17 protein-coding genes, 1 tRNA gene and 1 pseudogene are annotated in these 21,940 nt (G+C 62.4%); 8 read left to right on the top strand and 11 right to left on the bottom strand.

The window, feature by feature from the left end:
* Nucleotides 1-5 precede the first annotated feature (5 nt).
* Nucleotides 6-473 (bottom strand): Lrp/AsnC family transcriptional regulator, encoded by a 468-nt coding sequence (locus JQ624_RS16970; protein ID WP_212420049.1) that lies wholly within the window; start codon nucleotides 471-473, stop codon nucleotides 6-8.
* Between the two features lie 122 nt (nucleotides 474-595).
* Here JQ624_RS16970 and hppD point away from each other — a divergent pair, with 122 nt between their 5' ends.
* Entirely contained in the window at nucleotides 596-1,714 is a 1,119-nt protein-coding gene (gene hppD / locus JQ624_RS16975; RefSeq protein ID WP_212420050.1) for a 4-hydroxyphenylpyruvate dioxygenase, read from the top strand.
* 100 nt (nucleotides 1,715-1,814) lie between these two features.
* On the opposite strand, the gene JQ624_RS16980 is transcribed toward hppD, so the two are convergent.
* The 4 genes from JQ624_RS16980 to JQ624_RS16995 form a co-directional block, all read right to left on the bottom strand.
* Nucleotides 1,815-2,921: a CaiB/BaiF CoA-transferase family protein gene (locus JQ624_RS16980; protein ID WP_212420051.1), complete on the bottom strand. Its 1,107-nt coding sequence runs from the start codon at nucleotides 2,919-2,921 to the stop codon at nucleotides 1,815-1,817.
* A gap of 161 nt (nucleotides 2,922-3,082) precedes the next feature.
* Nucleotides 3,083-3,883 (bottom strand): xanthine dehydrogenase family protein subunit M, encoded by an 801-nt coding sequence (locus JQ624_RS16985; RefSeq protein ID WP_212420052.1) that lies wholly within the window; start codon nucleotides 3,881-3,883, stop codon nucleotides 3,083-3,085.
* A 72-nt stretch (nucleotides 3,884-3,955) separates the two neighbouring features.
* Nucleotides 3,956-6,295, bottom strand: coding sequence for a xanthine dehydrogenase family protein molybdopterin-binding subunit (locus tag JQ624_RS16990; RefSeq protein WP_212420053.1), 2,340 nt, complete (start codon nucleotides 6,293-6,295; stop codon nucleotides 3,956-3,958).
* An 83-nt stretch (nucleotides 6,296-6,378) separates the two neighbouring features.
* Nucleotides 6,379-6,864, bottom strand: a complete 486-nt coding sequence (locus tag JQ624_RS16995; RefSeq protein WP_212420054.1) for a (2Fe-2S)-binding protein — start codon at nucleotides 6,862-6,864, stop codon at nucleotides 6,379-6,381.
* A 523-nt stretch (nucleotides 6,865-7,387) separates the two neighbouring features.
* On the opposite strand from JQ624_RS16995, the gene JQ624_RS17000 reads away from it, so the two are divergent.
* Complete coding sequence (locus JQ624_RS17000; RefSeq protein ID WP_212420185.1) at nucleotides 7,388-9,358, top strand: methyl-accepting chemotaxis protein; 1,971 nt, start codon at nucleotides 7,388-7,390, stop codon at nucleotides 9,356-9,358.
* 106 nt (nucleotides 9,359-9,464) lie between these two features.
* Here JQ624_RS17000 and JQ624_RS17005 read toward each other — a convergent pair whose 3' ends face one another.
* On the bottom strand, nucleotides 9,465-9,830 hold the full coding sequence (locus JQ624_RS17005) for a DUF3175 domain-containing protein (protein WP_249129868.1): 366 nt from the start codon (nucleotides 9,828-9,830) through the stop codon (nucleotides 9,465-9,467).
* Nucleotides 9,831-9,967: 137 nt separating this feature from the next.
* Nucleotides 9,968-10,156, bottom strand: a pseudogene (locus tag JQ624_RS17010) (transposase); the annotation flags it as partial.
* Nucleotides 10,157-10,469: 313 nt separating this feature from the next.
* Here JQ624_RS17010 and JQ624_RS17015 point away from each other — a divergent pair.
* The 5 genes from JQ624_RS17015 to JQ624_RS17035 all read left to right on the top strand — a co-directional run bounded on the left by JQ624_RS17015 (nucleotide 10,470) and on the right by JQ624_RS17035 (nucleotide 18,367).
* Nucleotides 10,470-12,953, top strand: coding sequence for a patatin-like protein (locus JQ624_RS17015; protein ID WP_212420056.1), 2,484 nt, complete (start codon nucleotides 10,470-10,472; stop codon nucleotides 12,951-12,953).
* 331 nt (nucleotides 12,954-13,284) lie between these two features.
* Complete coding sequence (locus tag JQ624_RS17020; protein WP_212420057.1) at nucleotides 13,285-13,626, top strand: hypothetical protein; 342 nt, start codon at nucleotides 13,285-13,287, stop codon at nucleotides 13,624-13,626.
* Nucleotides 13,627-14,364: 738 nt separating this feature from the next.
* Nucleotides 14,365-15,867, top strand: a complete 1,503-nt coding sequence (locus JQ624_RS17025; protein WP_212420058.1) for an MFS transporter — start codon at nucleotides 14,365-14,367, stop codon at nucleotides 15,865-15,867.
* Nucleotides 15,868-15,873: 6 nt separating this feature from the next.
* Nucleotides 15,874-16,710 (top strand): trehalose-phosphatase, encoded by an 837-nt coding sequence (otsB, locus tag JQ624_RS17030; RefSeq protein ID WP_212420059.1) that lies wholly within the window; start codon nucleotides 15,874-15,876, stop codon nucleotides 16,708-16,710.
* A gap of 196 nt (nucleotides 16,711-16,906) precedes the next feature.
* Nucleotides 16,907-18,367: a trehalose-6-phosphate synthase gene (locus JQ624_RS17035; protein WP_212420060.1), complete on the top strand. Its 1,461-nt coding sequence runs from the start codon at nucleotides 16,907-16,909 to the stop codon at nucleotides 18,365-18,367.
* Nucleotides 18,368-18,546: 179 nt separating this feature from the next.
* Here JQ624_RS17035 and JQ624_RS17040 read toward each other — a convergent pair whose 3' ends face one another.
* The gene (locus JQ624_RS17040) at nucleotides 18,547-18,897 is read right to left on the bottom strand and encodes a hypothetical protein (protein ID WP_409334339.1); all 351 of its coding nucleotides are present in this window, start codon (nucleotides 18,895-18,897) and stop codon (nucleotides 18,547-18,549) included.
* A gap of 198 nt (nucleotides 18,898-19,095) precedes the next feature.
* On the opposite strand from JQ624_RS17040, the gene JQ624_RS17045 reads away from it, so the two are divergent.
* Nucleotides 19,096-19,185 (top strand) — tRNA-Ser (locus tag JQ624_RS17045).
* A gap of 2 nt (nucleotides 19,186-19,187) precedes the next feature.
* Here the strand turns inward: JQ624_RS17045 and JQ624_RS17050 are convergent.
* From JQ624_RS17050 to JQ624_RS17060, 3 genes are all read right to left on the bottom strand, one after another.
* On the bottom strand, nucleotides 19,188-20,099 hold the full coding sequence (locus JQ624_RS17050; protein ID WP_212420061.1) for a PaaI family thioesterase: 912 nt from the start codon (nucleotides 20,097-20,099) through the stop codon (nucleotides 19,188-19,190).
* A 111-nt stretch (nucleotides 20,100-20,210) separates the two neighbouring features.
* The gene (locus tag JQ624_RS17055) at nucleotides 20,211-20,849 is read right to left on the bottom strand and encodes a 2-dehydro-3-deoxy-6-phosphogalactonate aldolase (protein WP_212420062.1); all 639 of its coding nucleotides are present in this window, start codon (nucleotides 20,847-20,849) and stop codon (nucleotides 20,211-20,213) included.
* A gap of 11 nt (nucleotides 20,850-20,860) precedes the next feature.
* Nucleotides 20,861-21,775 (bottom strand): 2-dehydro-3-deoxygalactonokinase, encoded by a 915-nt coding sequence (locus tag JQ624_RS17060; RefSeq protein WP_212420187.1) that lies wholly within the window; start codon nucleotides 21,773-21,775, stop codon nucleotides 20,861-20,863.
* Nucleotides 21,776-21,940 lie beyond the last annotated feature (165 nt).

Raw genomic sequence — 21,940 nt, forward strand, 5'->3', positions numbered from 1 at the left:
GCCATCTAGGCTTTCAGCGGCAACCTCGCGCTCTCCTTGAGCCGGTCCAGCACGATCGATGAGCGCACATGCGCGACGCTCTGGTGCGGCATCAGCACGTTGTTGACGAGGTCGGAGAGGTCCTTGAGGTCGCGCAGCACCACCTTCAGCACGTAATCGGCGTCGCCGGTGAGCGAATAGGCCTCCTGGATGTCGTCGACGCGATTGACCAGCGCGCGGAATTTCTTGGAATTGTCGGGCGAATGCGTCGCCAGCGTGATGTGGATGAAGGCGATCAGGTTGAAGCCAAGCGCCTCGCCGGCGAGATCGGCGTGATAGCCGGCGATCACCTTCTCTTCCTCCAGCCGCATCCGCCGCCGCGAGCATTGCGAGGCCGACAGGCCGACGAGGTCGGCGAGCTGCTGATTGGTCAGCCGGCCATCGTCCTGCAGCGCGGCCAGCATTTTGAGGTCAAAGGCGTCTACGGATATCATGCGTAAATTGCCACTTTCATGCATGGATCGTGCGCCATACTAGCCGAATGCGAGTCCGTTTGCATGCACTTTGCACCTGTTTCGATCGATATTGATCCAGATCAATTTCAGGAGATTTCGCCATGGGTCCGTTTCCGCACGACGCACCGGCCGCCACCATCAGCGCCGACAACCCGATGGGTACCGACGGTTTCGAGTTCGTCGAGTATGCCCATCCGAAGCCTGAGGAATTGCATGCACTGTTCAGGATGATGGGCTATGCAGCGGTCGCCCGCCACAAGACCAAAAGGATCACGGTCTATCGCCAGGGCGACATCAACTATCTCGTCAACGAGGAGCCGGGTACCCATGGCCATGGCTTCGTCGCCGCGCACGGGCCTTGCGCGCCGTCGATGGCGTTTCGCGTGGTCGATGCGAAGCTTGCCTATGAGCGCGCACTGTCGCTCGGGGCGGAGCCCGCCGATATCTCTACCGCGCAGAAGACGCTCGACGTTCCCGCCATCAAGGGCATCGGCGGCAGCCTGCTCTATTTCGTCGACCGCTACGGCGCCAAGGGATCGGCCTATGACCTCGAATTCGAATGGCTGGGCGCGAAGGACCCGCGCCCCGCGGGTGCCGGGCTCTATTACATCGACCACCTCACCCACAACGTCCATCGCGGCCGCATGGATGTCTGGACCGGCTTCTACGAAAAGCTGTTCAACTTCCGCCAGATCCGCTTCTTCGACATCGAGGGCCGCGCCTCCGGCCTGTTCTCCCGCGCCCTGACCAGCCCGGACGGCAAGATCCGGATTCCGATCAACGAGGATGCCGGCGATTCCGGACAGATCGAGGAATATCTCCACATCTATCGCGGCGAGGGCATTCAGCACATCGCCTGCGGTGCGCGCGACATTTACGCTGCCGTCGAGACGCTGCGCGAGGCGGGATTGCCGTTTATGCCGTCACCGCCCGCTACCTATTTCGAGAAGATCGACGCGCGGCTGCCGCAGCATGGCGAGGATGTCGCCCGCCTCCAGCGCGACGGCATTCTGATTGACGGCGAGGGCGTCGTCGATGGCGGCCACACCAAGGTGCTGCTGCAGATTTTTTCGGCGAACGCGATCGGGCCGATCTTCTTCGAATTCATCCAGCGCAAGGGCGACGATGGGTTCGGCGAGGGCAATTTCAAGGCGTTGTTCGAATCGATCGAGGAAGATCAGATTCGCCGGGGCGTGCTGAAGGTGGGGAATGCAGCGTAGGTTCTTGTCATTCCGGGGCGATGCGAAGCATCGAACCCGGAATCTCGACGTAACGATCTCTGGATTCCGGGTTCGCGCTACGCGCGCCCCGGAATGACGGTCATCGCTTCCACGCGCTCGTCAGTTCCCCGATATCCGCCTTCTCCGCATCCCGGATCGCGGACGGCGTTCGCGAGAATCGCGGCGCTGGCGCTGGCTGCGTCACGCCGTGGCGCTCGACAAAAATATTTCGCGCGGCCATGTGCGGATGCTTCGGCGCTTCGGCCATGGTCAGGATCGGCGCGAAGCAGATGTCGGTGCCTTCCATGATCTTGCACCAGTCCTCGCGGCTCTTGCTTTTGAACACTTTCGTCAGCTTTTCCTTCAGCGCCGGCCAGGCCTTGCGGTCCATCTGTGCGTCGAAGTCGGCGTCGGTGAGGCCGGCATGCTGGCGGAGCAGCGCGTAGAATTGCGGTTCGATCGAGCCGATCGAAATGAAATTGCCGCACGAGCATTCGTAGATGCCGTAGAAATGCGCGCCGCCGTCGAGGAAATTCTGCTCGCGCCCTTCGACCCAGCGGCCGATCGCGGTCATATCGAAGAACATCGACATCAGCGAGGCCGCGCCGTCGCACATCGCGGCGTCCACCACCTGTCCCTTGCCGGATTTCGAGGCCTCCAGCAGGGCGGCGAGCACGCCGACCACCAGATAGAGCGCGCCGCCGCCGAAATCGCCGACGAGGTTGAGCGGCGGCACCGGCTTCTCCTTGGTGCCGATCGCGGCAAGCGCGCCGGTGACCGAGATGTAGTTGATGTCATGGCCGGCGGCCTGCGCCAGCGGGCCTTCCTGGCCCCAGCCGGTCATGCGGCCGAACACCAGCCGCGGGTTGCGCGCCATCACGACATCGGGCCCGAGGCCAAGCCGCTCCATCACGCCGGGGCGAAAGCCTTCGATCAGCGCATCGGCGTTAGCGAGCAGGTCGAGCACCTGCGCGATCGCGGCCTTGTCCTTCAGATCAAGCTCGACGACTTTCCGGCCGCGCCCCGCCACCGATTTCAGGTTCTTCTTGGCGCCAACGCGATCGAGCGTGACAACTTCGGCGCCCATATCGGCCAGCATCATGCAGGCGAACGGGCCCGGGCCGATGCCGGCGAATTCGACGATCCGAAAGCCGGCGAGCGGACCGGAGGCGCGGGTGGCGGATTGGGTGGCTGGTTTGTCGAGCACTTGTTTTCTCTCCCAAGGGAACGTCTTAATTAGTTGATTAGCTAAATTGTCCTGCCGAAGCGAGAGTGTGGCAAGCTTCTTTTGCCGAGAATCGGACCAAAATGCGAAAGCGGCGCGCATCGCTGCGCGCCGCTTGTCCGCAAGGTTGTGTTGAGGCGCTGTCAGCCCGCGGCGGTCACCGCGCGCTGCGCCATCACCTTGATCAGGTTGGCGCGATAGTCCGACGTGCCGTGAATATCGCTCATCAGGCCGTCGGCGGATATCTTGACGCCGTCGATCGCGCCAGCCGACCAGCTCGCTTTCAGCGCCGCCTCGATCGACGGCACCCGCATCACGCCGTTTTGCGATGCGCCGGTCGCGGCGACCCTGACATCACCTGCCGGGGTCTTGGCGACGAACACGCCGGTCAGGGCGAAGCGCGACGCCGGATGGTTGAACTTGGAATATCCCGCTTTGGCCTGAACCGGGAACGACACGGCGGTGATGATTTCGCCGTCGTCGAGCGCCGTGGTGAACAGGCCCTTGAAGAAATCATCCGCCGCTATCGAACGCTTGTTGGTCTTCACAGTGGCACCGAGCGCCAGCACCGCCGCCGGATAGTCGGCCGCGGGATCGTTGTTGGCGAGCGAGCCGCCGATGGTGCCGCGATGCCGCACGGCCGGATCGCCGATCAGCGAGGCGAGGTAAGCCAGCGCCGGGATCGCCTTTTTCACGGTTTCGCTCGCGGCGACGTCGTAATGGGTCGTCGCCGCCTTGATCATGATTCCGTCACCGGTCGCCTCGATGCCGACCAGTTCCTTGATCTTGCCGAGATCGATGACATCGGATGGCGAGGCCAGCCGCTGTTTCATTACCGGAATCAGCGTGTGGCCGCCGGCCAGATATTTCGCGTCCGAACCCTTGGCGAACAGGCTTGCTGCTTCGTCGACCGAGGAGGGACGATGGTAAGTGGTCTGGTACATGATGCTTCTCCAAATCTTTTGTGTGCGCGACGCCCGGTCGCAAAACCGGTGCCCACTTTTGCGGGCTACGCGCTAGCCGTGGATCGCATGCCAGACGCGATCAGGCGTCGCGGGCATTTCGAGTTTGTTGTTGCCGATCGCATCCGTGATGGCGTTGATCACGGCAGCGGAAGCGCCGATCGCGCCGGCTTCGCCGCAGCCCTTGACGCCGAGCGGATTGCCCGGACACAGCGTGGTGGTGTGTGACAGCTTGAACGACGGCAGGTCGTCGGCGCGCGGCATGGTGTAATCCATGAACGATGCCGTCACGAGCTGGCCGGAAGCGTCGTATACCGCGCCCTCCAGCAGCGCCTGGCCGATGCCCTGGGCAAGGCCGCCATGGACCTGGCCTTCGACGATCATCGGGTTGATCAGCCGCCCGAAATCGTCTGCCGCCACGAAGTTGACGAAGGTGCTCTTGCCGGTGGCGGCATCGACTTCCATTTCGCAGATATAGGCGCCGGCCGGGAAGGTGAAGTTGGTCGGGTCGTAGAACGCGCCCTCCTTCAGGCCCGGCTCCATGCCGTCAGGCAGGTTGTGCGCGGTGTAGGCGGCGAGCGCGACCATCGGCAGGGCGATCGACTTGTCGGTGCCGGTGACCTTGAACTCGCCGTTCTCGATGACGATGTCGTTTTCGGACGCCTCGAGCTGATGGGCCGCGATCTTCTTGGCCTTGGCTTCGACTTTCTCCATCGCCTTCAGGATCGCGGTGAGGCCGACGGCCGCCGAGCGCGAACCATAGGTGCCCATGCCGAATTGCACCTTGTCGGTGTCGCCATGGACGATCTGCACCTGGCTGATCGGAATGCCCAGGCGTTCGGCGATGAGCTGGCAGAAGGTCGTCTCATGACCCTGGCCGTGGCTGTGCGATCCCGTCAGGACTTCGATGGTGCCGACCGGATTGACGCGCACTTCCGCCGATTCCCACAGGCCCACGCCGGCGCCGAGACTGCCGACGGCTTTCGAGGGCGCGATGCCGCAGGCCTCGATGTAGCAGGAGACGCCGATGCCGCGCAGCTTGCCTTCGGATTTGGCTTTCGCCTTGCGCACCGGGAAGCCCGCGTAATCGATCGCCTTCATCGCGGAGTCAAGCGAGGCGCCGAAATCGCCGATGTCATAGGCCATGATCACGGGCGTCTGGTGCGGGAACTGCGTGATGAAGTTCTTGCGGCGCAACTCTGCCGGATCGACCTTCAACTGCCGCGCCGCCGTCTCCATCAGCCGCTCCACCACGAAGCTCGCCTCGGGGCGGCCCGCGCCGCGATAGGCATCGACCGGCACGGTGTTGGTGTAGACGCTGATCACTTCGGCGAAGATGTTCGGGATGTTGTACTGGCCCGACAGCAGCGTCGCATAGAGATAGGTCGGCACCGAGGAGGAGAACAGCGACATGTAGCCGCCGAGGTTGGCGTAGGTCTTGACGCGCAGGCCGGTGACCTTGTTGTCCTTGTCGAACGCCATTTCCGCCTTGGTGAGGTGATCGCGGCCATGGGCGTCGGTGAGGAAAGCCTCAGAACGATCGCCGGTCCACTTCACCGGGCGACCCACCTTCTTGGAAGCCCACAGCGCCACCATCTCCTCAGGGTAAATGAAGATTTTCGAGCCGAAACCGCCGCCGACGTCGGGAGCCACGACGCGCAGCTTGTGCTCCTGCGCGATGTTGTAGAAGGCCGACAGCACGAGGCGGGCGACATGCGGATTCTGCGAGGTCGTGTAGAGCGTGAAATGCTCTTCCGGCTCGTTGTATTCGGCGATTGCCGCGCGCGGCTCCATCGCGTTCGGAACGAGGCGGTTGTTGGTGATGTCGAGGGAGACGACATTGGCCGCCGCCTTGAAGGCGGCGTCCGTTGCGCCCTCATCGCCAATGACCCAGTCATAGATCACGTTGCCCGGGGCTTCCGGGTGCAACTGCGGCGCACCCGGCTTGATCGCGGCGCGAATGTCCGGAACGGCGGGCAATTCCTCGTAATTGACGACCACGGCCTCGGCCGCGTCCCTGGCCTGGTTCTTGGTTTCGGCGACCACCACCGCGACCGCCTGGCCGACGAAGCGCACGATTTCCGGCGCCATCGCCGGCCAAGCGCCCATCTTCATGCCGGTGCCGTCCTTGGAAGTGATGGCCCAGCCGCAGATCAGATTGCCGATCTTGTCATCGACGATCTGCTGGCCGGTCAGCACGCCGACCACGCCCGGCATCTTCATCGCCGCCGACGTGTCGATGCTCTTGATCTTGGCATGCGCATGCGGGCTGCGGATGAAGTGTGCGTGGGTCATGCCCACCAGCTTGATATCGTCGACGTAGCGGCCCTTGCCGGTAATGAAACGGCGGTCTTCCTTGCGCACAACGCTTGCGCCAATGCCTTCAACGCCCATGTCCTGTCCTCCCAACCGGAGTTATTGTTTCCGCCATTTCGTTTAGAAACGCGGTCGAAATCGGATTTGGTGGCCGGCGGCGTCTATTCCGCCGCCTGCGCGACCTTCATGCGCCCGGCCGCATCGAGCACCGCCTTGACGATGTTGTGGTAACCGGTGCAGCGGCAGATGTTGCCTTCCAGCTCGTGCCGGACCGTCGCCTCGTCGAGTTGGCCGCTGTGGCGGTGCACAATATCGATCGCCGACATGATCATGCCCGGGGTGCAGTAACCGCACTGCAGGCCGTGATTATCGCGGAACGCCGCCTGCATGGGGTGCAGTTCGTCGCCTTTGGCGATGCCTTCGATGGTGGTGACGTTCGAGCCCGCCGCCTGGCCGGCCAGCACGGTGCAGGACTTTACCGCCCGGCCGTCGATATGGACGACGCAGGAGCCGCATTGGCTGGTGTCGCAGCCGACATGGGTGCCGGTCAGGTTCAGATTTTCGCGCAGGAGATGGACCAGAAGCGTCCGGTCCTCGACTTCGGCCGACACGGCTTTGCCGTTCACCGTCAATTTGACTGTAGACACGCGTGGTACCTCCCCGATGTTTTATAATTATTCCAATTAGAAACACGGGAGAGGGAACTTGCAACTAGGATTTTGGGTGAGCCCGTCATTGTGATGACATTCGCGGGCGCAAATGCGCGGCAGAAAGTCTCAATGCGAATTTCCTACCCTCCCCTGGAGGGGTCGAGCCGAGCGAAGCTCGCTCTGGGGTCGTCACGCATCGCCAGATGCGTGAGACAGGGTGGGGTGATCTCTCAACTCGGGCACTGTTAGACGTGGAGAGACCGTCACCCCACCCCGCCGCTTCGCGTCGACCCTCCCCCTCCAGGGGAGGGTATAAGAGAGACGATCATCCCGGGCACCCTTGCCAATTTTGCCCGGATTTACGCCCCCTTATCCATTCTGCCTTAACTTTGCGCACCGGATTGGGGGGCTGGACCCCCGATGCCTGCTTTTCGGAACGAAAACGGGGTGTGACGTGCGACTTTTGAAACGTGGCGGCTCGTCCTTCAAGCTTCCAAGCCTGCGGTTCCGCGCCAAGATCATGCTCGGCTTTGCCGTCGTGTTGGCGATCTCGGCCGCCAGCATGGGGTTTGCCTATCTCGGATTCGAACGTGTTTCCGCCGGCGTGGACTCCTACCGGCGCAGCGTGCAGGAGGCCGACCTGTCGCGCAACATCGATCGCGAACTGATCTCCTACCGGTCGCTGGCGCGCTATTTCGTGGTCACCGGAAGGGAAGAGGACGGCAAGGCGGCGCTGGCGGCCGAAGCTAACCTGAAGGACGCGATCATCGCCTCGATGAAGAGCACCACCAGCCCGGGGCGGCTCGAACAGGTCGCAAAACTGGAGCGCGAATTCCGCGCCTTTACCAAGATTTTCGCCGATATCCTCAAGGTCAAGGACGAGAGCGCGCGGATCGCGCAAAATCAGCTGATGCGCAGCGGCCAGTCGCTCTATTACAAGCTCGACGATCTCCCCAGCAACGCCGATGAATCGGAGCTTCAGGCGGTTACCTTCAGCGCGAAAAAAGTGGCCGATGAGTTTCAGGCCGTGGTCGGACTGGCCAATACGTTCGTCATCAACTCGGACAAGACGGTCGCATCCAGCGCACTTGCGCGCCTGAAATTTCTCGGCAACTCGCTAAAGGCGATCCCGGCGAACAATGACAAGCTTCGTCAGGGGGTCGAGGAGATCTCGGTTCTCCTGGAAGAATACCAGAAGTCGCTCGCCAAGCTGGTCGATAATTCCAAGGAGATCGACGAACTCACCCTGGAAATGACGGAGTCGGCCGCCGCCATCAACAAGGGCTCGGCGGCGATGAAGTCCGACCTGCTGGCCGATCAGAAGCGGCTCGATGCCGAGTCGGACGCCGCCATCGGCGAAACCGAGCGGCTCATTCTGATGCTGGCGGCCGGCGGCTTCCTGCTCGGCTGTGTCTGGGCCTTCTTCCTTGGCAAGGGAATTTCCCGGCCGATGACGGCGATGTGCAACGCGATGCGCGAACTCGCCGCCGGCAATTTCGAAGTCGTGCTGCCCGGCCTCGGCCGCAAGGACGAGCTCGGCGAGATGGCGAGCGCGGTCGAGGAGTTCAAGGTGCAGGCCATCGCCCGCGCCGAGCGCGACGCCGCCACCCAGGAAGCGCAGAACAAGGCGGCGAGCGCCGCGCGCCGCGCCGAACTCATTCGCTTCGCCGACGAATTCGAGGCCGCGGTCGGCGCGATTGTCGCCAACGTGTCCTCGTCAGCCGTGCAGCTCGAAACGGCGGCGGGCACACTCACACGGACCGCGGAGACCACGCAAAGCCTGTCCAGCCAGGTCGCCGGCGCCTCGGAAGAAGCCTCCACCAACATGCAGTCGGTGGCGTCCGCGACCGAGGAATTGTCGGCCTCCGTCGACGAGATCGGGCGGCGCGTCAAGGAAAGTAGCCAGATCGCGGAAGCAGCCGTCCGCCAGGCCGAACAGACCGACGGGCGGATCGGCAAGCTGTCGCGCGCCGCGCAGGAGATCGGCGACGTCGTCAAGCTGATCACGGCGATTGCCGAGCAGACCAATTTGCTGGCGCTGAACGCCACCATCGAGGCGGCGCGCGCAGGCGATGCCGGCCGCGGCTTTGCCGTGGTGGCGTCTGAAGTCAAATCGCTCGCCAGCCAGACCGCGAAAGCGACCGACGAGATTTCCAATCACATCTCGGGCATGCAGGGCGCGACGCAGGAATCGGTCGCCGCGATCAAGGAGATCGGCGGCACCATCGGCAAGATCTCCGACATTGCCTCGACGATCGCGAGCGCCGTCGAGCAGCAAAGCTCCGCGACGCAGGAAATCGCGCGCAGCGTCCAGAACGTCGCGCAAGGCACGCAGGAGGCCGCCGCCAACGTCATGCAGGTCAACCGAGGCGCGACCGAAACCGGCTCGGCCTCCGAGGAAGTGCTGAATTCGGCGCGCACGCTGTCCACCGAAAGCACGCGGCTGCGCGAAGAGCTCGACCGCTTCATGGCGAATATCAGGGCGGCGTGAGGGTATCCATCGCTGTCGCCCCTGCGAACGTTCGCAGGGACGACCGTGGGGAAAGGCGAGAGCCTGTTAACCTGTCGCTCCTGCGTTCGCAGGGACGACATCGAAACTACTCTCTCCCGAACTGATGCTTCAGCTCGACCTTTGCGCGCTCCAGCCGCGCACGCTGGGTCTTCGGCAAGGTCTTGCCGGCGCGGTTGATATAGAAGGTCAGCATCGACAGCGCCGAGCGATAGGCGCCGGCCTTGCGGCGCGTACTGCGTTCAGCGGATCGTTTGAGCGAGGCGGCGATCTTCTTCGCGCTGGTCAGCTTGAAGACACCGCTCTTCAGATCGAGCGCATCGCTTTCCCGGGTGACGCATTGCGACCATCGCTTCGGCGACGATTTCTCCGCGGCGGTCTTGCGTCTACCTTTTCGAGCCGAGGTCTTGTGCGGGCGTGCAATCCTGCGGCGTTCCGCCATCGTGGGCTCCATTTTCTCCTCCGCAGAGAACGACCGCCGAATTGTTCGGTTCCGCAATTCCGTAATCCTCCGCCGCCTCTGCGGAAGCAGGGGACCACAGCCACCCGCTGAGTATTGTTTGCGGGGCAACTGCCAGCGTGCTCTTCCCCGCGGTGGCGGCAAGTGGTGTGGGGACCGAACGCATCCGGCAGAGATCGCGCCAGGGTGTTCCAGATCGCAGGACCCGGAAGATGCTGTTGAGGACACGACGGTCGTTCACCCGAGGAGCCCTACGCGGCATATTGGGCAGCATCGGCTTGATCGCGGCCCCATTCACGGTCGGCGAGTTCATAGCGCATGATTCGGGACTTCTCTGTTGGGAGTTTGACTCACGGGCGTCCGGTCAAGCATAGCTCTCGCCCGGCACCCGGCACCCGCTGCTTTCGGGGCAAAGCGGACATCGAATGGCAGGCAAAATCCGCAGACTCGGTTGAAAGCGCCCGAACCGGACATTCTGGCGTCGCAGTGATCGGCAGGCTCTACCCGTGTTGAGGGCATGCGCGGCGCCTGCCCACCGTCCCAGAACACGGTGCTCCCGCGGTCCATTTCACAATCTACGCACGATATTGCTATTCTGATGCGTCGTTAAATCTTTTCACGATGGGGGCAGTCTTGCGCGAAAAGGAACTCCGCATAGCGCTCGTTTGCTTCGGCGGCGCCTCGCTTGCCATCTATATGCATGGGATCACCAAGGAGATTCTGAAGCTCGCCAGGGCGTCCAGCGCCCTTCATACCATCACCGTCCGGGCAAAACGCTCGACCTCAGCATTCTTCGATGTCCGCGACCGCTCCGATCCCGAATTTGACACCGAAGCGATCTATTTCGATCTCCTGCGCGATATCGGTCGAACGGTCGATCTGCGCGTCATCGTTGACATCGTAGCGGGAGCCTCTGCAGGCGGAATCAACGGCATCATGCTGGCACGGGCGTTGAGTCATGATCTGCCCATGGGTCGGCTGCGCGATCTCTGGCTTGAGAATGCCGATGTCGCCGAACTATTGGCATCGGAAGCGAAGGCGCACATATCGAGCAAGTGGATTCTTCGGCCGCTGTTCTGGGCAGCGGGCCTGACAGGCACGGGACTGATCAGCGATCCGGAGGTGCGTACCAAACTGTCATTGTTCATGCGGTCGCGCTGGTTTGAACCACCATTCGATGGCCTGAAGATGACCGCTCTGATGTACGATGCGGTGGCTGCCATGGGAGCGCCACGGGAGGAGGTGTCTTCTCTGCTTCCTTCAGGCCAAGGTCTCGATTTGTTCGTGACCCTGACTGATTTCAATGGTTACCAGCGAACCATGCAGATTGACAATCCGCCGATCATTCATGAGCGCGAACACCGTCACCAGCTTCATTTCAAATACCGGAGACGTCCCGGCGGAGCCATTGAGAGCGATTTTGAAATGGCAGATGCGCCTGCGCTGGCTTTCGCCGCGCGTGCCACGTCATCAATTCCGGGAGCGTTTCCACCAGCGCGCATACTGGAGGTCGATCAGCTCCTCAGGGATCGCTCCATTGCTTGGCCGCGCCGCGCGGAGTTCATTGCGCGGAATTTCGACAACTACGCCCAAATGAACGTCGACGCAGCTTCGGTTCCGTTTATCGATGGCAGCGTTTTGAGCAGTCATCCCTTTCGCGAGGCCGTTGGCGCCATTCGAGGCCGCGCCGCGTATCGTGAAGTAGATCGACGGGTGGTCTATGTTGATCCCAACCCCACACCCGCGGGCTTAGCCACGCATCATGGTCTGCCGGGATTCTTTCCGACGCTGAAAGGTGCGCTGTCCGAGATTCCATTGTCCCAACCCGTGACCGACGAGCTCAGTTGGATAGCCCATTTCAACGAACAGGTGCGCCGGCTCAGAGCGATCGTCGACAGCGCGCGGCCGAATATCCGTCGGCTTGTCGCAGAGGTCATGACCACCGACTGCGAAGAGCCGAGCAGCGGGGATCAAATTCGCAGCTGGCGCGAGCAGGCAAATATCAAGGCCGCCCGCGACGCCGGTTTCGCATACGATGCCTATGTGCGTCTGAAACTTGCCTCTGTGCGCGACTTTGTCAGTCGACTGATCATGGAGATCCGCGGCGTTCGTCCCGAATCTCCGTTCGCGCGGTCAATTGCGGAGATCATAGACGCCTGGGCAGTCCAGGCCGGAGTGACCTACGAGCCCGCAGATGGCCGATCCTTGCAGGCGGAAACTGTTGCAGGCCCGGACACCCCCAAGTGGATAACATTTTTGCTTGCGTTTGACGTCGGTTATCGAAGGCGCAGGCTTCGTTTCCTGATCGAAGGTCAAAATCGCCTTTTGCAGATGCTTGGTTCAGGAGAGTTCGAGGGTCTGGATGCGGCCAGCGTCGAGCGGTTGAAACGCAGGTTCTACGAATGCGCAGACGCGCTGGAGCAAAGCGAGACTGCTACCTCCGTCAACCCAACGACCTGCAATCTGGTCGAGGACATCTTTCGGGCAGGGCCGTCTCCGACTGAAGTAAGACAGATAGGCAAGTATGCGCAGTCTTTTGCCGCGCGACACAAGGACAAGATCGATATGCTCATCGAACGCCTCGGGTCGGATATAGATCTCAAAGCCAGCACGTCGGACATTGACGTTCTTCTTGCCGAAACCGAGCGATGGCCTCCCCTTGCGAGGCAAGAGGTGCTTGTGAATCATCTCGGGTTTCCGTTCTGGGACGTTGTGACGTTTCCAGTGATGCCGTGGCGGGAGGCAGGGGAATTCAATGAGGTCCGAGTTGACCGGATCAGTGCGCAAGATGCCGTCGGTATCAACAGGCTGGGGACGTTTCAGCTAAAGGGCACTGCATTCGGTCAATCTGCCGCGTTTTTGTCGCGCGCTTACCGCGAGAACGACTACCTGCTGGGTCGCTTGCACGCCATTGATCGTCTGATCGATATCGTTTCTGAGGCGGCCGGCTCTGAATCCCAGTCTCCAGCCGCCGTAGCGGCAATAAAAAAACGAGGATTTCTCCGGATTTTGGATGTGGAGGAGCGCCATCTACCCGCGTGCGAGAAATTGATCGCGGAGCTACGGGCCGCGCTTGCCGCAGATGAGCAGCTTGAAATATTCAAAGCTGCGAGATGATTGATGCCCGGATATGGAGAACGTGCGCCGGTCGGAAACCTATCCGGCCAGCAACTGGGCCAAGATCAGTGAAGGTCCGCTGCTGAGGGGAGGGATCAATGGGCCTACCTCAGATACGACCCAAGGTCCGCTCAGGACCACTTTTCGGACCAGAGCGAACAGGCTCGTGATGTCCGCTCGCGGGGTGTGAAGCGGACCTCATAGGAAAGCGGGACGAGTCTGAAAATAACCCCGACGCGGACGTCATCTGCGAGTCTGTGCCTGCTTGATCCATGTCAAGATGTTCGAATGAAGTTCGACCGATCTTGGCATCAACGCGGAGGCAGACGTTATGGACAATCCCGCGCAGCCGCAGGAATCGCTCATCAATAGCAGTGAACGATCCCGGCAGATTGACTCTGCAGCTTGGGCCGTCTTCTTCATCTGGGTCGGCGTGACCATGCTGGCCCATGTACCATGGGGCTGGTTCCTCGTCGGCGTCGGCGCTCTTATCTTGGGCGCACAGATATGCCGGTGGCAAATGGCCCTGAAGGTCGACGGCTTCGGCGTCGCGTGCGGCGTGATCTTCCTTGCAGGCGCGGCTTGGGAACTGCTGGCGCTACAGTGGCCGCTTGCCCCGGTACTACTGATCTTGCTGGGCGGTTATCTGCTTTGGAAGGCAGTTTCGCGTTAGCGCCGGTGCTGATTTTCTCTGGCCGTGAGAATAACTCCGCCCGTCCCACGGCGGATGAGGGGCGCTCGCGATCGTCACGAACGCGCGGTGAGATGCGATGGACGCGAGAGCTGCGACTGACGTGTGTGGCTTGAGCGTACGGCGAAGTCGTGTGGTTCTGACGCCGCGGTGCTGGCGTCAAGTTGCGCAAGGTTCATTTTCCTGCGTAGCGACGGTGGCAAAAGAGCCGTTCACCGGGGAGAGCACGAAGTAAGCCGTAAAGCCATTGCGCAGGGAAGGCCGGAGTGTTTCCGCCGAACCTGTATGCTCGTGTGATGCCTTTTGCCATGTGCATTGGCACGCGAGACCGCGGGTGCGGCGCGCACCCGGTCTTCCCTGCGCCCTCTGACAAAGAGGGCGGGAAGTTATCCAGCAAACCTCGGGCGAATGAAGCCGCGAGATCGCGAAGGTATGTCGATCGTAGGATGGGTAGGGCGAAGCGAAACCCATCATCTTCTGCATCTTCTGCGCCGGCATTGATGGGCATCGCTTCGCTCCACCCGTCCTGCGAAATCTGTCCAGCATCGTACGCATGCATGCGGTATGACAGCAGCTATGCAATTTCGCCACCCTAAGGCCCGCGGAACCCCAGTCCCGGCAGGGTGTTATCTTGGTGGCGGGCATCATGTTTGCCGCAATTTGACGTGAAAACCCTGGGGCTGGGGCGTTCCGGGGTGTTTTTTTATTTGGTCCAATCCGATGGGTGCGACAGCAATACGGCACGGTGTGGCAGTGGGTGAGAGTGCATCCGTTTCCGCAGCGGCCAGGCAGGACAATGACGGGGTCATCGAGACCAGCATCCCTGCGCGGCTCGATTGCCTGCGCTGGGGCGGCTTTCATACCCGTGTCGTGGCTGCGCTTGGCATCACCTGGATTCTGGACGGACTTGAGGTCACGCTTGCGGGCGCTCTGTCGGGCGCGCTGAAGGAAAGCCCGACGTTGCAATTTTCGAATTTCGATGTTGGGCTGTCCAACAGCGCCTATCTCGCGGGCGCCGTGCTGGGTGCGCTTGGTTTCGGCTGGCTGACGGACCGGATCGGGCGCAAGAAACTGTTCTTCATCACGCTCGCGCTTTATCTCACCGCGACCGCAGCCACCGCGCTGTCATGGAGCGTGGCGAGCTACGCGCTGTTTCGCTTCCTGACCGGGGCGGGGATCGGCGGCGAATATACCGCGATCAATTCGACGATCCAGGAACTGGTGCCGGCGCGCTATCGCGGCTGGACTGATCTCGTGATCAACGGCAGCTTCTGGATCGGGGCTGCGATCGGCGCGGTCGCCGCCATCGTGCTGCTCGATCCCAAGGTACTGGCGCCGGATCTCGGCTGGCGGCTGGCCTATTTCATCGGCGCCGGTCTCGGCCTGATCGTGTTCGTGATGCGGATGTGGATTCCGGAAAGCCCGCGCTGGCTGATGATCCATGGCCGTCCCGAGGAGGCGCATGCGATCGTCGACGACATCGAGAGGTCGTCGACGCGACATCCGGATCATCTGGCCGATGAGGTATTCCCGAAGATCAGGCTGAGGATGCGCAGCCATACGCCGCTGGGAGAAGTGGCGCATACATTGTTCACGACCTATCGGCAGCGTTCGGTGGTCGGATTGGTGCTGATGGGCGCGCAGGCGTTCTTCTACAACGCCATCTTCTTCACCTTCGCGCTGATACTGACCGATTTCTTCGGCATCCCGGCCAACCACATCGGTTGGTATATCCTGCCCTTTGCGGCGGGCAATTTCCTGGGACCCCTGCTGCTCGGCCGCCTGTTCGACACGCTGGGGCGGCGCATGATGATCACGGTGACCTATGGCGTCTCGGGCATTTTGCTCGCGCTGTCGGGCTATCTGTTCTCAATCGGCGTTCTGACCGCGCAGACCCAGACCATCGCCTGGATGGTGATCTTCTTCTTTGCCTCGCCGGCGGCGAGCGCGGCCTATCTCACCGTCAGCGAGACGTTTCCGCTCGAGGTGCGCGCGCTCGCGATTGCGCTGTTCTATGCGATCGGCACGGGCATTGGCGGCGTGGCAGGACCGGCGCTGTTCGGCGCGCTGGTCGATACCGGATCGCGTAACAGTGTCTTCGCCGGCTACCTGTTCGGGTCGGCATTGATGATCGTGGCCGCCGCCGTCGCGTGGCGGTATGCCATCGCGGCCGAGCGCAAGTCGCTCGAATCTGTCGCACGGCCGCTCGCATTTGTGGAGTAGGATGAGATGAATGAGGATCTGCTGGAAATGCCATTGGAAGAAGATATCGTCCGTGAAGACGACGCTGCGCCGGAAACCGTTCCGGTGCCGCGCTCGCTGGTGCCGCATCTGAGCGAGACCGCCATCCTGCTCGACATCGACGGCACGCTGCTCGATCTGATGCCGACGCCGCGCGAAGTCTGGGTGCCGCCGGGCCTGGTGAAGACCTTGAATCGCCTGCTGGTGCGAACCAACGGCGCGCTGGCGCTGGTCAGCGGCCGCTCGCTCAACGACATCGACCTGATTTTCGCGCCGGATCAATTCCCGGCCGTTGGCGGCCATGGCGCCGAGATGCGGATCGAGCCGGATAGCGAGTCAGTGGACGCCCATGCGCCGCCACTGGACAAGGAATTGAAGCGCCGGCTGGCCGCGATCGCAAAGCTCAGCCCGGGAATATTGCTGGAAGACAAGGGCTATTCGCTGGCGCTGCATTATCGCCTCGCGCCGCACGCCGAGAAGGCGATCTATGCCGCGGTGTCGCTGATCAGGGCCGATCTTCCCAATGCGCCGATCGAGGTGCTGCCGGGCAAATGCGTCTGCGAGATCAAGCATTCCGGATTCACCAAGGCGAGCGGCGTGCACGAGTTGATGAAACGCGAGCCGTTCAGGGGCCGCCGTCCGTTGTTCATCGGCGACGACGTCACCGACGAGACCGTGTTTGCGATCATGCCTGATCTCGATGGCCTTGCCTTCTCCGTCGGACGCCGCACCAAGGGCGTCGCCGGACATTTCGATGCACCGAGCGATGTCAGGGAATTCCTTACGCACCTGCTTGATGACGAAAGGGACGCACCGCTGCCATAATGTTTTTCGTCTCGACGGCTTTCGAACACAGATTCTCGCGCTTGATGCCGAGGTTCACGACAAAATTTATTTTTCGTGAGTTCCGGTGAGTTCCTCCGCGCCGCAGCCCGAATTTGGTTTCAATTCGTTGAAAGGGTGATCAGGAACCATATTGATGAACGGTTGTTAACGCGAGCCTATCAACGGGAGGGGACCTGTGAACCTCGTCGTCGTTTCTAACCGCGTTTCCCGCGGAAAACCCAGTGAACCCATGACGGGGGGACTCGCCGCGGCGTTATTGCCGATCGTCGAGAAGTCGGGCGCGATCTGGGTCGGTTCCAGCGGAAAGGTCCGCGACGGGAACTTGAAGGAACCATTTGCCGAAATCGAAGCACTGGGTACCGGTGCGCTTGCGATGCTCGATCTGCCGGCCGCGCATTACGGCGGCTATTACGAGGGCTTTGCGAATTCCGCATTGTGGCCGGCGCTGCATTCGCGCGCCGATCTGATCCGCGCCACGCAGGAGGACTATCTCAGCTATCGCGAAGTCAACGCCTTCATGGCGCGCGCGCTGCTGCGATTCCGAAAAACGGATTCCGCGTTCTGGGTCCAGGATTACCATTTCCTCGCGCTCGGCGCCGAACTGCGCGATCTCGGCGTCACCGAGCCGATCGGCTTCTTCCTGCACACGCCGTGGCCGTCGCGCTCGGTGATATCAGGCGTGCCGCATCATCGCGAGCTGATCGAGGCGATGCTGGCCTATGATCTGATCGGCTTCCAGACCGATGAAGATTGCGAGAATTTCCTGTCTTACGCGCAGTCCGACCTCGGCCTCGTCGTGCATGACGGCGTCGTCATTTCGCGCCACGGCCGGACGCGCGCCGCGGTATTTCCGATCGGCATCGATCCTCAGCAATTCGCCCAGCTGGCGGCGAAGGCATCGACCCATCCGGATGTGTCGCGGCTGCGGCGCAGCCTGAACGGCGAGAAGCTCGCGATCGGCGTCGACCGGCTGGATTATTCCAAGGGACTGATCAACCGCATCAAGGCGTTCGACCGGATGTGGACGCTGCATCCACAGCTTAAGCGCACCGCGTCGCTGCTGCAGATCGCGACGCCCTCGCGCGGAGCGATCGAAGCCTACGGCAATCTGCAGAGCGAGGTCGCCAGGCTCGTCAGCGACGTCAACGGCCTTCACGGTGAGGTCGACTGGACGCCGATCCGCTATCTCAACAAGGGCTACGGCCAGGCCGTGCTCGCGGGTCTCTATCGCACCGCGCAGGTCGGCGTGGTGACGCCGTTGCAGGACGGGATGAATCTCGTCGCCAAGGAATATGTCGCCGCGCAAAACCCGGTCGACCCCGGCGTGCTGGTGCTGTCGAAATTCGCCGGCGCCGCCAACGAGCTGGACACCGCCCTGCTGGTCAATCCGCACGATATCGACGCCATGGCGCGCACCATCGCGGTCGCGCTGTCGATGCCGCTGACCGAACGGCGGATGCGCTGGGAGGCGATGATGGCCAAGCTGCGCAGCCACACGATCCAGCAATGGTTCGCCGACTTCACCGAAGCGCTGCACGAATGCCAGCTCGACAGGGAAGCGCTGGCGCCTGTGATCGCCGAGCCCGTACTATGGCCGCTTCGCTCCGTCCCCAATGGCGGCGCGCGGTATCACTAGCCTGGAAGCGGAACTTTCGACCTCATCCTGAGGAGCCGCGCATGCGGCGTCTTGAAGGATGAAGGCCCGGCTGTGGCCTCATGGTTCTCGCGGCCATGCGCAGCACCGTCCGGAGTCGCGCTGCGGCTCCTCCCCATGTGGTTTGAGATAATGGAGCCGCCGACCTTAAGCGATCGCGCCTAATAGCAATACGACACGCCATCCAGCACCGGGCAGCGCGCCTTGTTCGGCGCGCTCGGATTTTCCATCGGTACCATGCCCTTGCCTGAGCCCGAGCCGGCGAACACGCCGGGGCCGATCACGACGGACGACTTGTTGCCGATGATGACGCTCGGATGCGGCGAGACCAGGTTCGATCGCGAGCCGTCCGCCCAGATGATGGATTCACCGGCGAAAATCCCGCGCCGGCCGTCGTCGCAGCTCACGTCCACCCCTTGCCGGGTGCAGGACTGCGCCATCGCGGGGTTGGCTGCGCCTAACGCCAGCGCCGATGCCAGGATGGCGAATTGAAGCGCCCGCGTGATCATCATGCCGTCCTCCACCGATAGGGTTGCCACTTATCGTCGTCGATCGTGGCCGGATTCCGGTTCAAGGCCCGACAGAGCGCCAGTCATCCGGCGTCGAGGTGACAAAAATTACCAAATAAATTCAACGAATTGGGGAAATTTTGGCGGCCGCGCCCGGCGTCCCTTGCAAAATCAGTCCTGCCCCTTCAAGAGAGGGCCTCCGGAGAGATGGCCGAGTGGCTTAAGGCGCACGCTTGGAAAGCGTGTGTGCGGGAAACCGTACCGTGGGTTCGAATCCCACTCTCTCCGCCACCTTATTCCTCATCCGCGTCTGGCGTCTTCCTCAGCATGAAATGTCCGAACGCCGAAGCGATCGGTTTGGCCGGGTTGTCCTGCCATGCCTGCGCTTCGAAGGCGACGACGCGGCGGCCCTGCTTCACGATCGAAACCCTGGCGTAGCTGTCCAGCGCGCGGCCGGAGCGCAGGTAATTGATGGTCAGACCGATCGGCTTGGGCGGTGCCAGTGCGCCGAGCTCGCGCGTCACACCCACAATCGCGGTTGTTTCCAGAAAGGCGCCGGTCATGCCGCCGTGGATGGCGGGCAGCATCGGATTGCCGATGATCTTTGGCGAGAACGGCATGACAAGCGTGTCGTCCTCGCCGATGCGGATACCAAGACAACGCGCGAAGGGGCTGTTGGCAAATGGGCTTGTCGGATCCTCCGGGGCTTCGAGCGCCGGAGGCGGGCCATCGTGTACCCGCTCGTCGGTCAGCATGTTGGTCCGGTTCGCGCCAACCATGAAGCAGGCGGTCGCCGTGGCGACCGGATCATCCTCGGATTCCTGGTAGGCGGCGGAGCGTACGAAGGCGATCGAGCGGGTGACGCGATAGCAGAGCGAATGCGCCTTGATGTCGAGGCCCGGCGTGGCGGGTTTCTGATAGTCGATGCGCAGGTCGAGGGTGGCAATCGATCGCGTCCCATCGAGGGCGAGCTGGACGGCCATGCCGCAGCTTTCGTCGAGCATGGCGGTGACAACGCCGCCGTGAAGAACGCCTGTCTCGGTGTCACCGACGAAGACGGGACGGTAGGGCAGGCTCGACCAGGCCTCGCCAGGCGCGGCGCGGTCGAGCCGAAGTCCGCTGATGTATCCATAGACAGAACGGCGCGCTTCGATGGCCTTGGCAAGCTGGTCAAACGGCAGGGGCGCATTCAATGATTTGGTCATGCAGACGTTCTAGACCAACGTCGTGGGGTGGGCAAAGGCGGCCGCGCGGACGGGGACGGCCCATGGCGGGCTCGTTTCGCGGCTGTCGGCGAGTTGCCCTCTATCGCTGCTCTACCGCGCCTGTTGAACGGCCATGTCGTACGCGTCGATCGTCGCCTTGGCGCGAACAGCTACTTCCGCCGCCGTCATGCCGGGTTTGTAGAGGCTGCTGCCGAGGCCGAACGCAACAATGCCGGCCCGCGTGTAGTCCGCGAAGTTTTGGTCGGAGACGCCACCCACGGCGGCGATCATCAGGTCTGCGGGAAGCACGGCGCGAATGGCGGTGATCCCCGCGGCTCCAAGCACGCTCGCCGGAAAGAATTTGAGGCTGGAGGCTCCCGCCTTGGCTGCGAGCAGCGCCTCCGTCGAGGTAAAGACGCCGGGCATCGTGACCATGCCGCGCGCCCGGGCGCCGGCGATGATTTCGGGATCGACGTTGGGGGTTACCAGGAGCCGGCCGCCAACATCATGGAGCCGCTCGACGGCTTCCAGCGTCAGGACGGTGCCGGCACCGACCAGGATCCCGGCGGGGGCCTTCTTGACGGCGATCTCGATGGAGCGAAACGGATCCGGCGAGTTGAGCGGGATCTCGATCGCCGTCATGCCGTTGTCGATCAGCACGCCGACGATATCTTCCGTTTCCTCGGGCCTCACGCCGCGCAGGATCGCAACCAGCGGACGCTTCATCGGGGGAAATGGGACAACGCTCATCCGTCTATCCTTTATACGTTCCAGATCGATTCAGCGGCCATCGAAAGGCCGCGACGGACCGCATCCTCGGCGCCGATTGATCGGACGGGAACGGAAACCGTTTCAAACGCCAACTGGTAAAGCATCTGGAGCCGCCCTGACGCTATCAATGTGATGCCGGTGCTGGGTAGTTCTCCGGCGAGCCCCGCCGCCAGTTCGAGACCAATCAGGGTGCCGGATATTTTTTCGCGGGCCGAGGCTGGCTTGCCGCCATAGAGGAGCTGACCCGATCGCACCTGGAACAGCAGATTGGCGGCGAACGCAGGCGTCTCGAACGCAGCAATGACCGCCGATTTGAACGCGTCGATGTCGTCCGCCTCATCGGCGCCGGTCACCGCGTACGACAAGATCGTCTCGCGCGACACCACATCGAACAGCTCTCCCGTCATGAACGTGGCGAAGCGCTCGACGGTCCCGCCACTCGTCCTGACCCACTTCGAATGGGTCCCCGGCAGGCAGACGACCGCATCGTCCGCCGCGTCCACGCCCAGCGCACCGAGCAACTGAGTTTCCTCGCCCCGCATGACATCCGGCGCCTTGGGGTCGCGTTGCGCGATTCCCGGGAGGATCCGAATGTCACTGTCCTGCCCCGGCACCGGGACGGCCTGCTTCAGGATCGATGCGAGCCGCGCCGGCGTGTCGACATATCCGGCTTCAACCCACCCCTGTCGGGCGCCGGCCATGCCGCAGACGACAACGGGCAGCCCAGGCGCGGCGCCGACGGCTTCCAGATGCGATTGCAGCACAGGCGCAAAGCCGAGCTTGCCTGCCGCCATCATGCCCTCGTGGCTGCGCCGTTCCCCCAGGACGTTGCCGGCCCGATCGACGAGCCAAAGCCGAAAACTGCTCGTGCCCCAATCGACCGCGACATATGCAGCCTGGCTCATTTCAACTCCGTCCCCGATGCTATCCGCGCCCCAAGGACATGGTATCACGCCGGTCTGCCGGCGAGCTACGCTCGCTTTGTAATTGATTTGCGCGAGCGCAATCAGCATGATCCGAAGTCATACGTCCGCAACAATGCGGCATAACAACAAAAACAAAGACCTTGG

The sequence above is a fragment of the Bradyrhizobium sp. AUGA SZCCT0283 genome (assembly GCF_018130385.1).
Taxonomy (GTDB): Bacteria; Pseudomonadota; Alphaproteobacteria; order Rhizobiales; family Xanthobacteraceae; genus Bradyrhizobium.